Source organism: Desulfoluna butyratoxydans (genome assembly GCF_900699765.1).
In the GTDB taxonomy this organism is placed as follows: Bacteria; Desulfobacterota; Desulfobacteria; order Desulfobacterales; family Desulfolunaceae; genus Desulfoluna; species Desulfoluna butyratoxydans.
Genome location: NZ_CAADHO010000002.1, coordinates 289257 through 303474, shown reverse-complemented (window position 1 = coordinate 303474; position 14218 = coordinate 289257). Strand labels below are relative to the sequence as shown.

At 61.5% G+C, this 14218-nt stretch carries 10 protein-coding genes, 4 tRNA genes and 1 pseudogene; 8 read left to right on the top strand and 7 right to left on the bottom strand.

The features are described 5' to 3' along the window. Positions 1-89: 89 nt before the first annotated feature. The 3 genes and pseudogenes from trmH to MSL71_RS06425 form a co-directional block, all read left to right on the top strand. Positions 90-674, top strand: a pseudogene (gene trmH, locus MSL71_RS06435) (tRNA (guanosine(18)-2'-O)-methyltransferase TrmH); the annotation flags it as partial. A 109-nt stretch (positions 675-783) separates the two neighbouring features. Continuing rightward, on the top strand, positions 784-1350 hold the full coding sequence (thpR, locus tag MSL71_RS06430) for an RNA 2',3'-cyclic phosphodiesterase (RefSeq protein WP_180137959.1): 567 nt from the start codon (positions 784-786) through the stop codon (positions 1348-1350). Between the two features lie 34 nt (positions 1351-1384). Next, positions 1385-2029, top strand: coding sequence for a lactate utilization protein (locus MSL71_RS06425; protein ID WP_180137958.1), 645 nt, complete (start codon positions 1385-1387; stop codon positions 2027-2029). Between the two features lie 220 nt (positions 2030-2249). Here the strand turns inward: MSL71_RS06425 and MSL71_RS06420 are convergent, their stop codons facing one another. Further along, positions 2250-2606 carry a cupin domain-containing protein gene (locus MSL71_RS06420; RefSeq protein ID WP_180137957.1) on the bottom strand — a complete coding sequence of 119 codons (357 nt, stop codon included), beginning with the start codon at positions 2604-2606 and terminating at the stop codon, positions 2250-2252. A 198-nt stretch (positions 2607-2804) separates the two neighbouring features. Further along, positions 2805-2879, bottom strand: a tRNA-Gly gene (locus MSL71_RS06415). A gap of 423 nt (positions 2880-3302) precedes the next feature. Here MSL71_RS06415 and MSL71_RS06410 point away from each other — a divergent pair. The 3 genes from MSL71_RS06410 to MSL71_RS06400 all read left to right on the top strand — a co-directional run bounded on the left by MSL71_RS06410 (position 3303) and on the right by MSL71_RS06400 (position 3585). Beyond that, a tRNA-Phe gene (locus MSL71_RS06410) sits at positions 3303-3378 on the top strand. A 22-nt stretch (positions 3379-3400) separates the two neighbouring features. Further along, positions 3401-3478: transfer RNA gene (locus MSL71_RS06405), tRNA-Asp, on the top strand. A gap of 29 nt (positions 3479-3507) precedes the next feature. After that, a tRNA-Glu gene (locus MSL71_RS06400) sits at positions 3508-3585 on the top strand. A 570-nt stretch (positions 3586-4155) separates the two neighbouring features. On the opposite strand, the gene MSL71_RS06395 is transcribed toward MSL71_RS06400, so the two are convergent. The 3 genes from MSL71_RS06395 to MSL71_RS06385 form a co-directional block, all read right to left on the bottom strand. Next, positions 4156-5454, bottom strand: coding sequence for a M18 family aminopeptidase (locus MSL71_RS06395; RefSeq protein WP_180137956.1), 1299 nt, complete (start codon positions 5452-5454; stop codon positions 4156-4158). An 81-nt stretch (positions 5455-5535) separates the two neighbouring features. After that, complete coding sequence (locus MSL71_RS06390; RefSeq protein ID WP_180137955.1) at positions 5536-7788, bottom strand: PAS domain-containing sensor histidine kinase; 2253 nt, start codon at positions 7786-7788, stop codon at positions 5536-5538. Between the two features lie 3 nt (positions 7789-7791). After that, positions 7792-8322, bottom strand: coding sequence for a gamma carbonic anhydrase family protein (locus tag MSL71_RS06385; protein WP_180137954.1), 531 nt, complete (start codon positions 8320-8322; stop codon positions 7792-7794). Between the two features lie 224 nt (positions 8323-8546). Between MSL71_RS06385 and sfsA the strand changes: the two genes are divergently transcribed. Next, positions 8547-9290, top strand: a complete 744-nt coding sequence (gene sfsA, locus MSL71_RS06380) for a DNA/RNA nuclease SfsA (RefSeq protein ID WP_180137953.1) — start codon at positions 8547-8549, stop codon at positions 9288-9290. Positions 9291-9611: 321 nt separating this feature from the next. Next, positions 9612-11615 (top strand): oxidoreductase, encoded by a 2004-nt coding sequence (locus tag MSL71_RS06375; RefSeq protein WP_180137952.1) that lies wholly within the window; start codon positions 9612-9614, stop codon positions 11613-11615. Positions 11616-11828: 213 nt separating this feature from the next. Here the strand turns inward: MSL71_RS06375 and MSL71_RS06370 are convergent, their stop codons facing one another. Beyond that, a complete protein-coding gene (locus MSL71_RS06370; protein ID WP_180137950.1) occupies positions 11829-12239 on the bottom strand; it encodes a helix-turn-helix domain-containing protein in 411 nt (136 codons plus the stop codon). A gap of 476 nt (positions 12240-12715) precedes the next feature. Next, positions 12716-13903, bottom strand: a complete 1188-nt coding sequence (locus tag MSL71_RS06365) for an MFS transporter (protein WP_180137949.1) — start codon at positions 13901-13903, stop codon at positions 12716-12718. Between the last annotated feature and the right edge of the window lie 315 nt (positions 13904-14218).

The following is a 14218-nucleotide window of genomic DNA, read 5'->3' as shown; positions in this document are numbered from 1 at the left end:
GACCCGCCGGAGGCGGTTTTTTGCAACGTTGACCAAAGAGGGCTGTACCGGGCTGAATGGTTACATGGATATGAAATGGAACAACGCGGATGACACCGGAACGTTTTGAAAAGTTAAAGGCCATCCTCACGAGTCGTCAGATGGATCTGACCGTGGTGATGGAGAATGTGCACAAGCCCCACAACCTGGCGGCGGTGGCGCGGAGCTGCGACGCGGTGGGGGTGTTTGAGACCCATGCCATCAGCGAGATGCAGGATGTGGTGCTGCGGCCCAGGGCGGCCAGCGGGAGCCGGAAGTGGGTGGGGGTCAGGCGCCACGGCAGCGTGGATGAGGCCTACGGCCACTTGAGGAGCAAGGGGTTTCGCATTCTCTGCGCCCATTTTGACGAGGAGGCCGTGGATTTTCGCTCCGTGGATTTTACCCAGCCCACAGCCCTTGTGGTGGGAGCAGAACTGGAAGGCATCACCGACGAAGCCGTGGAAAAGGCCGACGGCTCCATCATCGTGCCCATGCTGGGCATGGTGCAGTCCCTCAATGTTTCCGTGGCCACGGCCCTGATCCTGTACGAAGCCCAGAGGCAGCGCCAGGAAAAGGGGATGTACGACGAGCGCTCCATGGACGACGAGACCTACCGGACCCTGCTGTTTGAGTGGGGCTACCCCCGGCTGGTTCCTTATTATAAAAAGCAGGGCAAACCCTATCCCGACATGGACGATGAGGGCTACCTGGTCCTGGAAGAGCCCAGGGGAAAAGGGCTGCCCCTTCCCTGAGGCAGGAGCTGCCATGGCCCATGAATCGATGTGTCGCCTGTTTGTGGGGATCCCCCTGGCCACCGGGGTGCGAAGGCACCTGTTGGCTGCCCGGAAGGCCCTGGCCGTTCCCGGAAACGCGGTGCGGTGGGTGCCCGAGGCAAACCTTCATCTGACCGTTAAGTTTATCGGGGCCGTGCCCTGCGGGCGCGTGGACGGTTTTTCCCAGGGGCTTGCCCGGGTCCTTGCGGGGTGGCCCGCTCTGGCGGCCCGTGTGGACGGGCTGCTCCTGCTGCCCGGAGCCCGTCGGCCCCGTGTTGTGGCCGCAGGGGTGACGGGGGGAGAGCCTTTGCTGCAGCTGGCTGAATGCGTGGAGGAGTGGGCCCTTGGGGAGGGTGTGGCCCGGGAGAAACGAGGTTTTACGCCCCATGTGACCCTGGGCCGCGTGCGAAATCCGGGCGCTTCCTTGCCCGGACTTGCCCGTGGGCGTATCATGCCCCTTGCGTGGGAGATGGACCGGGTCTGCCTGTATGAGAGCCGGCTCACGCCCACAGGGGCCGTCTACCGCGTGCGCCGCACCGTGACCCTGAAGATGCCCTGACAACGACGAGACCCTTGATGGAAAGGAGAGACCCATGACCTCAGAGGAAAAATCATGGCTGCTGGAGCGGCGGGCCCACCGCTGCGTGGAGAATCTTGCCAAGCACCGGTTTGATGCCCATTTTCTGGAGAGCGGGGCGGAGGTGACCCAACATGTGAAGCCCCTGCTGGACGCTGCCGCCACCGTAGGCTTCGGCGGTTCGGATACTGTCCGGTCCCTGGGCCTGCACACCCTGGCAGCAGAGATGGGCAAGACCCTCTTTGATCACCACAGGCCCGACCTCTCCTATGACGAGACCCTGGCCATGCGAAAGGGTCAGCTGGGCTGCGACCTGTTTTTTACCAGCGCCAACGCCTTGAGCGAGACCGGGGAGATCATCAACGTGGACGGCATCGGTAACCGTACCAGCGCCATGGCCTTCGGCCCATCCCGCGTGGTGGTGGTGGCCGGTACCAACAAGATCGCCCCGGATCTTCACGGGGCCCTGCGCCGCATTCGGGAGGTGGCCGCCCCCATGCGCGCCAAGAGCCTTGGCGTGGAAACCCCCTGCGCCGTCACCGGCGTCTGCTCCGACTGCAACGCCCCCATGCGCATCTGCAACATCACCACCATCCTTCACCGCAAACCCATGCTCACCGACGTCACCGTCCTCGTCGTGGGCGAAGAACTGGGGTATTAATAGGCCTCCGGCGGGTCGCTTTTTGAAAAAAGCTCCGCAAAAACTTTCCGGTAGCATCATTTTTCGCACCGGTAACCAAGGCTTGTCGTATCGCTCGTAAAAACCACCAGCATATGTTTCGGGCGAAGCCCGTTGCGATTTGGCCCGAGGAACGAGGGACAAAACGCAACGGCAATCAGCTTTCGAGGTGGCTCACCTCGCCGCCGGAGGCATGCTTTTTTTAAAGCTCGGGCGCGCCTTTGGGGACGAGGCAGACGAAGGTCAGGGGAGAGGTGCCGGTGTTTCGGATCTGGTGGGGTGCGCCGCCGGGTACAAAGGCCACGGATCCTTTTTTAACGGGGGTCCAGGTGCCGTTGGCCAGGACCTCCCCGCAGCCTTCGTGGAAGAAGATTTCGTGTTCCCAGTCGTGGGTGTGGCTGGGGGTGTGGCCCTCCGGGGCCAGCTCAAACAGGCGCATGCAGAAGTTTTCGGCCCCTGTTTCCCGGCCGATGAGGATGCGTCCGGTGACCCCTTTGGCCGGTCCGTTGTCAAAGGTTTTTGCCTCTTTATCCTGTGCGTTGAATACCTGGGTTTCCATTGGCGTCTCCATAAATAATGAGGGTGCGTTGCTTTGGGGGACCGGGATGCCGGTACCGGAATGTCTTTTATATCACAGGTCGGGGGGCTCAGGGAAAGGGGCCTTCGGAGCATGGGACGGCAGCGGGGGGCAAAGGGCGCAGGGCCAAAACAAAAAAGCCCCCGTATCCTTGCGGATCCGGGGGCTGTATCGTCATGTTGGAGCGGGAAACGAGATTTGAACTCGCGACGTCAACCTTGGCAAGGTTGCACTCTACCACTGAGTTATTCCCGCTCAGCACGGGAGACTATATACCCCCATCCCTCCTGCAGAGTCAACCCCAAAATCCAAAAAAAATGGATTTGGCCTTCATTAACCCAAAGGCGGCCTCTTGGGCGCCTCCGGCCGAAGGACCATGGAGCAGGGGCGTCGCCCATCCGCTTTTTTCCTTGTCCGGGGATGGGCGTTCCCGGACAAGGGGCGTTGCGAAACAGGCATGTTCCCTGGTGGGTGACGCAGGGCGTGTTGGCGTGGGGTACCAATCGCCGGAAACCTCCGGCGTTAGGGGCCGAGAGGCCTTGAGGTCGTAAAATTCTTTGTGTGGTAACCGGGCGCAATCATGTTGTTTTTAATTGGAGGGTCACTTTTTTACGGGAAAAGCGCAGCTTTTGGTTGACACCATAAGCAAATTTCTTTAAACCTTCTCTCGTTTGGTGAGCCCAGGTAGCTCAGTCGGTAGAGCAGGGGACTGAAAATCCCCGTGTCGGTGGTTCGATTCCGCCCCTGGGCACCACCTGACAACCTTTTTAGGTTGCGGGGGTGTAGTTCAGTTTGGTTAGAACGCCAGCCTGTCACGCTGGAGGCCGCGAGTTCGAGTCTCGTCACTCCCGCCACAAACCTGAAAGAGAAAAGAAATCTTTGCGTCCCCATCGTCTAGCCTGGTCCAGGACACCGGCCTTTCACGCCGGCGACAGGGGTTCAAATCCCCTTGGGGACGCCACATTTCTCTTCTTTTTGGGTTTTTTTTTGTGTAAAAATCCTGAAAACGGTTTCACTTCACCCATATGATGTGCCGGTTTTGCCCCATTTGGGCGATGCCACCATGGCCGTCGTATTCATATATAGTATGCTCTGCTTTTGTATTGCATATCCGGTTTCACAGGCCGGGGTCCGCGTCTTCCAAACGCCATAACTCTCTCCTGAACCAAAGCACGCAAGGGTTTCGTCGCCCACGCGTGTGGCACTGTTTTGTCTGGGCGCGGGCCCGCCTGTGAATTCTCCGGAAACCTCTCTTTTCCCCACACACGCTTTTTTTCCCTGTAGATCCACTGTATCACGTCTGTGCGTAACGATTCCGTTGCCTCGGGCGGGGCTCTTTTTGATAAAATTTTCGTAACTATTCCGCTTGTGTTTGCCTCCGGCGGCCTTGCCGGGGCCAAACTTTTGAAAAGTTTGACAAACAGGCCTTGATGAATTTCAGCGATTTTGACAGTTCTAATCTTTCGGAACGTTTTTTTCGGAGCTTTTTGTCAAAAAAGCGACCCGCCGGAGGCCATTGGGCGCTGAAGGGTTACGCCCTGGTTTGAAAAAATTCGGTCATGGCCCGGTACAGGTAAAAGGCGTCCTCGCACCCGGCGGTTTCCCGGATGGAGTGCATGGCCAGCATGGGCACCCCGACATCTAAGGTCGGGATACCGGTGGCAGCGGCTGTCAGGGGGCCGATGGTGGTGCCGCAGGGCATGTCGTTTCTCATGGCAAAGGCCTGGACCGGGACCCCGGTGCGTCGGCAGATCTCTTTGAAGTACGCTGCCGTGGCGCTTGACGTGGCGTAGCGCTGGCTGGCGTTGTATTTGATCACCGGGCCCCGGTTGAGGCGGGGGCTGTGGTCGGGGTCGTATTTTTGCGGGTGCGCCGGATGGACGGCATGGGCGTTGTCCGAAGAGACCATCAGGGAGCGGGCCGATGCCATGGCCCGTTCTTCCGGGTCCGGGATAAGCCGCTCTAAGACCTGCACCAGAAAGTTTCCGCCCGCCCCGGCCGGGGTGTGGCTTCCTACCTCTTCATGATCATTGAACACCACCAGGCTGGGCGCTTCGTCCGTGGCCCCCACCATGGCGTGGGCCAGGGTGAAGCAGGAGAGCAGGTTGTCGATGCGGGCTCCGGTGATGAACTCCCGGTCCCAGCCCAGGAAGGCCGGGGGCTGGGCATCGTAAAGGGAGAGCTCGTATTCCAGGATGGAGCTGCTGTCCACGACGATCTCCATGGTGGCCAGCTCCTTTTGCAGCAGGGCGCGGAGGTCCCCCGGAAGCTCTCCCGGAAGGGCCGTGAGGGGGGGCAGTTCGGTCTGGGGGTTGACCTGCCTTTGCTTGTTGGCGTTTCGGTCCAGGTGGATGGCCAGGTTGGGGATAACGGCCACCGGGCGTTTCAGGTCGATGAGGGTCTGCTCCACCCGGGGATTCTTTTCGCCGTCCCGGGTGGTGCTTACCCGCCCGGCCAGGGAGAGGTCCCTGTCGAACCAGGTGGTGAGCAGGGGGCTTCCGTACACCTCCACCCCCAGGCGGTTGCCGCCGTTGTTTTGCATGTCGGGGGCGGGCTTTACCTTCAGGCAGGGGCTGTCCGTATGGGCACCGGCCATGGAGAGGCCTGTGTCGCAAAAGGGGCTGCGGCCCGTGGTGAAGGCGATGAGGGAGGAGTCGTTTCGGGTGACCACGTAGCGCTTTCCGGGGCGCAGCTCCCATCGGTCTGCCTCGTGGAGCCGCTCAAAGCCGTTTTCTTCAAAGAGGCTCACCAGAAGGGCCACGGCATGGTAGGGGGTGGGAGACGCGCCGATAAAAGAGAGGAGTTCGTCGTTAAACTGGAGCTTGTTCATGTCGGGGTCCTTTTTTGCCCGTTGGGCGTGTGGTGGTTGAGCCAAAAGTGTACCACCGCCGGGGCTTTCCTGTCGAGCCCCTCAGGCCACGGGGCGCTCCCGGACGTTGCGCTCGGCAGGCACCTCGATGCGCAGGCGCGTGCCCGCCCCCAAAGACGAGGTCAGCCTCATGGTGCCCTTAAGGAGGCTCACGCGTTCTTCCATGCTTCGAACCCCCATGCGCTTTTCATTGACCGCTTCGGTGAGGCGTTCGTTGACCACAAACCCCATGCCGTTGTCCTCCACGTTTAAGATAAGGCGGGGGTGGGACGCGGTGAGGCGGATGGTCACCCGGGTGGCGTCCGCATGCTTGCGCACGTTGGAGAGGGCCTCCTGCACCAGGCGGTAGAGGTTGATCTGGGTGTCGTAGGAGAGCTTGAGTTCCTGGACCCCTGCGGTGAACAGGTCGATGGGCAGGTTGAAGTGGGTGGTCTGCTCTTCGCAGTAACGCCTGATGGCCGTGATGAGGCCCAGCTGTTCCAGCTCCGGGGGCTGGAGGTTGTAGGCCAGGCCCCGGATGCTGTCGATGGAGCCCCGCAGCAGCCGAGACAGGGCCCGTGTTTTTTCCAGGAGGACGGGGGTGGTCTCGGTGAGGCCGTCCAGGAGGGTGTCCCAGCCGATCTTCAGGGTGGCCAGGTTCTGGGCCACGTTGTCGTGGAGGTCCCGTGCAATGCGCTGGCGCTCGTTTTCCTGGGCCTTGATAAGCTCCTGGGAGAGGGTGCGGATCTGGCGCTCCGCCGCCTTGAGGTCGGTGATGTTGGTGATCACCACAAAGCTTCCCCGGTTGGTGCCCTCCTTGTCCACAAGGGGTTCCGGTGAGATCTGGATGTGAAGGGTGTTGCCCGAGGCCGTGGTGAGCCGGGCCTCGTAGGAGGTGCGGTCCCCCCGGGCCTGGGTGGTGAGTTTCTCCTTGGAAAGGGACGGGGGTTCCGGGGACATGACAAAGGAACCCAGTTTGCCGGTGAGGGTCTCCCGGCTGTAGCCTGTCATGGCGCAGAGGCAGTCGTTGATGTAGGTGAAGCGTCCCTGGGCGTCGAAAATGGCCAGGCCTTCGTTCATGTTCTCCACCAGGAGCCGGTAGTGGGTTTCGGCCTTGGCCAGGGCCGCTTCCGTGGCGATGCGTTCGTTGATCTCCCCTTTGAGGCGGATGTTGATGTGTTCCAGCTCTTCGGTGCGCTCCCTGACCCGCTCTTCCAGGCGCCGTCGAGACTCTTCCAGAAGCGCCTCCCCCTCCTTTCTCTGGGTGATGTCCCGGGCAATGATGAGGATCATCTCCCGGTTCTCCACGTGGAGCATGGAGGCGTGGAGCTCCAGGTGAATGTCCCTGAATCCCTTGAGGGAGACCTTTTCCAGTTCACAGGGCCCTGAGCGGCCGCAGATGAGGGTTTCGCGAAGCATGCGCTCCACCTGGAAGAGGTTGTTGCCCTTGAGGACCTTGAATTCATGGGGGCGCTTGTGCTTGACCCCTTTGGATGTCCTGCCCATGAGTTCCAGGGCCGCCCGGTTGACGCGGCTCACCTTGCCGCTGGGGTCGGTGAGGATGTATGCGTCCGGGGCGTATTTGAAGGTGTTTTTGAACTCCCGCTCCGATCGGGAGAGCCGCCGCATAATCTTTTCCCGCTCGCGGATCTCCCGCCTGAGTTCCTGATTGGAGCGGGTGACCTCCTGAAAGAGGAGGTAGTCCCGGATAAAGGTGGTGGCCACGGTGCGCGAGATCACCCCGCCCAGCAGGAAGAGGCCGATGAGGTGCATGTTTTCAAGGAGAAAGGGGCTCAGGGAGCCCTGGGTGATCCGGACCGATGCCAGCAGGCAGGTGAAGGTCCAGGCAAAGGAGAGGATCAGGGGGCCGGGGGGAAGGATCAGGGCGGTGCAGAGGCCGAAGATGGTCAGGTAAAACCGGGTGATTCCGCCCACCGAAGCGTACTCCACGCCCGCCACCACCGAGAGGGTGCCGCCCAGGCTGAAGACGGTCATCCCCAGCAAAAAGGGGGCGTGCCACCCTTTTTTACGGTGGTCAATGCGCCGATGGATCAGCAGCAGGGTCAGGGCGGTGGCGATGATTATCGCCCCCATGGCCAGAAAGAGGCTGTGGTGGTCGGGGGGGCCGAGCCTGCGGGCCATGATGGCCCGGAACGAAGAGAGGCCGGTGGTGGCCACGATGACCGTGGCAAACACGAGGTTGAGCCGCCTGGCGTTGGTGAGCCGCACGTGGGTGTTGAAATCGGCCTGCATGGCCGCGGGAATCGGAGCCCAGTGGCGCTGAAGCCCTGCCAGGGTTGCGGAAAGGGGCTTCATGCCTTACTCCATGGGTTTGAAGAGGCGGGGCTGGCCGTAGATGCGGGATTTCTCCACATAGATCTCGGCCGAGGCGCGGATCACGTCCAGCACCTCCTCGGAGAGGGTTTTCTTGACGGTTCCCGGCATTCCCGCCACCAGGGAAAAAGGGGGAATCACCGCCTGCTCCAGGACAACGGACCCGGCGGCGATGATGGAGCCTGTTCCCACGCGGGCCCCGTTCATCACCACGGCACCCATGCCGATGAGGCAGCGTGACTCGATGGTGCAGCCGTGGAGGATGGCCCGGTGGCCCACGGTTACCTCTTCGCCCACGGCAAGGGGGCAGCCCGGGTCCACGTGGAGCATGCACAGGTCCTGGATGTTGGTGCGGGCGCCGATGGTGACGGCATCGCCGTCTCCCCGGATGACGGTGTTGAACCAGACGGAGGCCTCTTCGGCGAGGGTGACGCGTCCGGCCACCACCGAACCTGCCAGGTGAACCGCGGAGGGGTGGCAGCAGGGGCTGTGCTCTTTCAGGCTGTATAGGGGCATGGGGCTCTCCTTGCCGGAGGTGGCGGGTGATCCCGCCGGGTTTTTGCGGGCCGCTGCCTCGGGTGTTGACGCCGGCCCGGGGTGATGAGAAGGTGAGCCGAAGCGGTAACATTGTGTGTCAATGGCGCGTGCTCGGGGAACAGGCAGGCATCTCGTAACTGCCTGTTCGTTAAGGCATAAGTCATAATGCATTTTATCTTGTTTTACAACCGTATTGGAGGATTATGGGACGGTCTGTGTCCGGTGAGTCAAAAGAGGAAAACAGGGCATGTGTTGAACTTCCCGAGCTGTATTGCGGGGTGCTTGTGAAACGTTACAAGCGGTTTCTCGTGGATGTGCGCATGGAAGACGGCACCCTGGTAACGGCCCATTGCAACAACACAGGGTCCATGAAGGGGTGTGCGGAACCCGGCTCCCGGGTCTGGCTCAGCCACCACGACAACCCCCGGAGGAAGCATGCGTACTCCTGGGAGCTGGTGGAGGCCGGGGACTGCCTGGTGGGCATCAACACCCTGCTCCCCAATCTGTTGGTGTCCCGCGCCATCGAGGCCGGGGCCGTGCCGGCCCTGGCCGGCTACGACAGCCTGCGCAGGGAGGTGACCGTGGCCAAGGGGACACGCCTCGACATGGTCCTCTACAAGGAGGGACATCCCCCCTGCAACGTGGAGGTGAAAAACTGCACCCTGGTAAGGGACGGGGTGGCCGCCTTTCCCGATGCGGTGACGGAACGTGGGAAAAAGCACCTGCTCACCCTGGCCGAGCTTAAGGCCAAGGGGGAGCGCAGCTTGATCTTCTTTTTCATTCAGCGTCCCGACGCCCGGAGCTTTACCCCGGCCGACGACATTGACCCCGCTTACGGCAGGGCCTTGCGGGAGGTGGCGTCCAAGGGGGTGGAGATTGAGGCGTGGCGAGCCCGGGTGACGGAAGAGCGCGTCTCCCTGGAGTGCCGTCTTCCGGTAACTCTTTAGTTGCCGGGGGCTTTTTCCCTTGACAGGTCACATGGGAAGCAAATACTTTGTACACAAACCATGTAGGGGCGTGTTCTGTTTCTGAAAATCCACGTTTGATCGCTTGATGTTCCTGTAACGGGTGGAATCAACCAGGTTTTTTGGGTGTGGTGCAGGGCGGCGCCTCTCCGGTGGGCCGTCGTGGGGGCTTATAGTTCGTATACGAATAATGGGCGGCCACATCTGCACCGGGCACCGTACCGAGGTGAGGCCCGGTGCTCCATGAACCGAAAAGACCTGTTTGGCGCTGAGGATGACGCCCGACCTAAGTAAGGGGGACCCATGAGAGATCCGATATATGAACCGATTCGCATCAACGGGCTGGAGCTGAAGAACCGCATCTGCCTTCCGGCCATGCACCTGGGCATGTGCGAGGATTTTCTGGTGAGCGATCGCCTGGTGGCATTTTATGCGGAGCGGGCCAAGGGTGGGGCCGGCCTCATCGTGGTGGGAAACGCCACCGTGGACGAGCGATCCGGAAACTCCCTGTACATCGGTGCGCATTCGGATGCCCACCTTCCCGGCCTTACCCGGCTGGCCGCGGCCATCAACGGCAACGGGGCCTGCTCTGCCGTGCAGCTCAACCACGCCGGGCGGTACAGTCACTCCCTGCTCATGGGGGGCAGGAGCCCGGTGGCCCCGTCGGCCATTGCCTCCCGCATGACCGGCGAGGTGCCCGAAGCCCTGACCCCGGAGGGGATCCGCGCGGTGATTAACGCCTTTGCCGACGCAGCGGCCCGCGTGAAACAGGCGGGGTTCAATGCGGTGGAGGTCCTGGCCGGAACCGGGTACCTCATCAGCGAGTTCCTCTCGCCTCTGACCAACACCCGGGACGATGCCTACGGGGGCTCCCCGGAGAATCGCATGCGCCTGGGCCTGGAGATTGTTGCGGCCATCCGCGGGCGGGTGGGAGATGATTTTCCGGTTCTGGTGCGCCTGGACAACAACGACTTTATGGAAGGGGGCACCCCTCGGGAGGAGCTGGAGTCCTTTGCCGTGAAGCTGGTGGCCACGGGGGCCGACGCCCTGTGCGTCAAGGGGGGCTGGCACGAGGCCAGAGTGCCCCAGCTTACCCCCAATGTGCCCCGGGGCATGTACGGCTACCTTGCCCGCAACGTCAAAGAGAAGGTGGGGGTACCCGTCATCGCCAGCCATCGCATCAACGACCCGGCCGTTGCCCGGGAGCTCATTGACGAGGGGTGCTGCGACATGGTGGCCATGGGCCGCAGCCTCATTGCCGATCCGTACCTCCCTGAAAAGGCCCGCACCGGCCGGGAGGGGGAGATCCTCCACTGCATTGCCTGTGCCCAGGGCTGCTTTGACAACCTGTTCAAACTCAAGCACGTGGAGTGCCTGTGCAACCCCCGGGCCGGGCACGAGTGGGAAACCCCTCCCCTGAAGGCGGCCGAGCCCCGGCGCGTCATGGTGATCGGCGGGGGTGCCGCCGGGATGAGCGCGGCCCTTTCGGCCCATGCAAAGGGCCACGTGGTGACCCTCTATGAAAAGGGGGCGCGCCTGGGCGGGCAGCTTCATCTGGCTGCGGCACCTCCGGGAAGGCGCGAGTTTCTGACCCTGGCCGAGGACCTGGCCAACCAGCTGGCGGCCACGGACATCCGCCTGATGCTGAACACCGTGGTGGACGAGGCACTCATCGATGCGGAAACGCCGGACCATGTCATTCTGGCCACGGGTGCGGAGCCGTTGACACCTCCCATTCCCGGGGTGGGGAGTCCCCAGGTGGTGCAGGCCTGGGATGTCCTGGCCGGAAGGGCCCGTACCGGGAAACAGGTGGTGATTGTGGGCGGGGGCGCCGTGGGGGTGGAGACGGCCCTTTTCCTGGCGGAGAAGGGGACGCTTTCGGCCGAGGCCGTGAAGTGCCTGCTGGTCAACGGCGGGGAGTCCCCGGAGACCTTAAGGGCCCTGGCCACACGGGGTTCCAAGGAGGTGGTGCTCATCGAGATGGAAGACAGCGTGGGACGGGACATCGGGAAGAGTTCGCGGTGGGGGATGCTTCAGGAGATGAGACGAAGCCGTGTTGCCGTGCGGACCGGCACCCGGGCCCTTGCCATCACCGACGAGGGGGTTCGTGTGCAGTGCGGGGAAGAGATGGTCGTCCTGGCTGCAGACACCGTGGTCCTGGCCTCGGGGGCTGTTCCGGTAAACCCGTTTGAGTGGGTGGTGAAAGCAAAGGGAATCCCCTGTAACGTCGTGGGAGACGCCGGGGGCATCGCACTGGCCTTTGATGCCGTGCATCAGGGCTTTGCCGCGGGGCGGGCCGTGGACTGATGGGCCTGGGAAGGGGCACGGGGGCAGGCTGCGCGGTTATCTGCGGGCTGCTGCCGTGCTAATGGGCCCGACCCCAATTTCTTTGGTGTCGTGTCGGAGCCCATTGAATATCATCGTGGCGGCCGTTTGGTGTCGGTCCGGGGCGGGTGTCCCGGGCCGAGTGCTTGTGTGTGTAAAAGGGTCCCGCCCCTGAGACGGGCGGGCCAAGGCGCTTTAAGCGACCCTGTTGTATTTTCCCGAGCGGAAGAGCTCCAGCAGATGGATGTAATATTCCCTGGGGACCCGGTGGTTGCGGAGCCGCTCGCAGAAGAGATCCTCCATCTCCGATTTGGTGACCCGCAGGTCGTCGTCGGTATAGAGGTCCAGGAGGGCTTCAAGTTCTTCCTTTTCGGGTACGCCGCGCATCAGGGTGTAAGGCGAGATGCCCAGGGCTTCCGCAATTTCAGCGATGCGATTGATGGAGACACCCACGTGGCCGTTTTCCAGCTTGGCCACATACGAGCGAGAGGTGCCGATCACCTCAGAAAAGTCCTTCTGGTCATGGCCTTCCAGTTTTCGCCAGAATTGCATGGCTTTGCCGATGGACTTTACAACCTGCTTACCTTTGCCTGAGTCATGTTCCATGGTGTTTTATCCCCCTTGGTGAGTAAAAAATCAAGAACGTCCGCCATAATTTTCCACTCGTATGAAAATCTGGGTAAAAAACGGATATAAAAAAATATTTTTCCCATTTCAATAGTGAAATTATTGTTTTTTCTTTGACCCGTGGTCAGCAATCGACCCTGCTTGCATATACTTACTGTCATCGTGCCCATTTAGGACGAGTTGCCGGAGGGGGATCGGAACGATGTTTTTTTTACCACCCGGGCAGTTTTCGAGTAAAAAAGGTCGGGCAGAGAGCATTTTGTGAGTGATGGTACCTCAGGGCTGTTGCTGGGTGCTTGAAAGGCGTGTTTTTATTCCCTCTCTGTGCCCTTTAGGGGTGCGTGGCGGGCTGAGGTTTGTCTCCAATCTATACCGGAATGGTGGGGTAAAAGAGCCCGTAAATTTCTGGGAAAAAGGGTCTGAAAGGTAGACATTTCCCGGGCCGTTGTGGCGGGTCAGGGGCGCGGGGACCGGGAGGCGACCAGAAAGAGCAGGGCCGCGGCCCCCAGGGAGATGCCGGCGCTCATGAGAAAGAGACCGGCCCCGTAACGGTCGTAGAGCCAGCCGTTGACCAGAAAACCTGCCATGAGCCCCAGGCCGTAGGATACGGCGTTGTTGGCCACCTGGGCCACGGTGCGGTTGCCGGGGGTGGAGAGGCGGTCCGTGTAGAGGATGCAGGCGATGTGAAACAGGGCGTAGGTGGCGGCATGGAGAAGCTGGGACAGGAGAATGGCGGCCGGGGAGGTGAAGGCAAAGAGCACCACCCACCTGAGGGCCGCCAGGAGACAGGCAATCCAGAGGGCCCGGTGGATGGGCAGGTGCTTGAAAATCCGGGAAGAGCCTGTCATGACAGCCAGCTCCGCAAGGGTGGCCAGGGCCCAGGCCAGGCCGATGAATCCCGGGCCGTATCCGGTCTGTTCCAGATGAATGGAGAAGAACCCGTAATAGGTGCCGTGGCCGGCCAGCATGAGAAAGTTGGCCAGGAGGAACCCCAGGGTCCTGCGGTTAAAAAGGCTTTTTATTTCCGATGTCCCGGCGGGCTTCAGGGGAGAGAGGTCCCTGGGCATGGCAGGGGTGCAGAGGGCCAGCATCAGGGAGGCCAGGAGGATGAGGGGCGGCACAAGGCGGGTGGAACTGATCTCCATGACCCTGCCCATGACCATGACCACCCCGATAAAGCTCAGGGACCCCCAGGCCCGGATACGGCCGTAGGCGTTGGGGTCTGCGCCGGGGCGGTTCAGGGCCTCCATGGTGAAGGCTTCCAGAAAGGGGATGACCGGGCCGAAGAAGAGGGCATAGACCACGGTGACGCCCAGCATGGGCAGAAAGGTGTCGGTGAAGAGGTAGCCTCCGAAGGCAAGGGCGCTTAGAAAGCTGGTGAGGATGAAAACGGGCCGCCTCAGGGCCAGGCGGTCGGCCAGGGCCCCCCAGAGGATGGAGAAGAGGACCATGACCACGGTGCGGGTGGAGTTGATGGCCCCGATTTCAAAGCCGGACAGGCCGATGTTGTGGCAGAAGAGGTTGAAGAAGGGCAGGAAGATGCCCATCATGCCGAAGTAGAGGAAATAGTGGGCCGACAGAATGACCGAAGGGGGGCGGGCTCCCGATGGGATTGTGCTTATGTTGCGAGGGGTTGGGCCCATCTTTCCTTTACATCAATCCGGGGAACGTGGTATTTATTGATAACCCGGCGATTTAATCTAACCCAAAGGTTTTGTTTTGGTTCCATGAGCACCGCAGGTCGAAGTGCGTCCTGTGGTCACCTCAATGGTTGCCGGATTGATTGCAAGCGGTACCCGTGGCGAGCTGGCTTGAAATCCTGGGCAGGAGCCCTTTCAGGCAGTCGCTTTCTACGCTGCCGTGTCCCGGCGTTTCCGCCGGCAACTCCCAGAAAAACGGATCACGCGTTTTTTATCTTCATTCTCTTCTTCCTTGTCGAGCGTTATAGCACACCCACC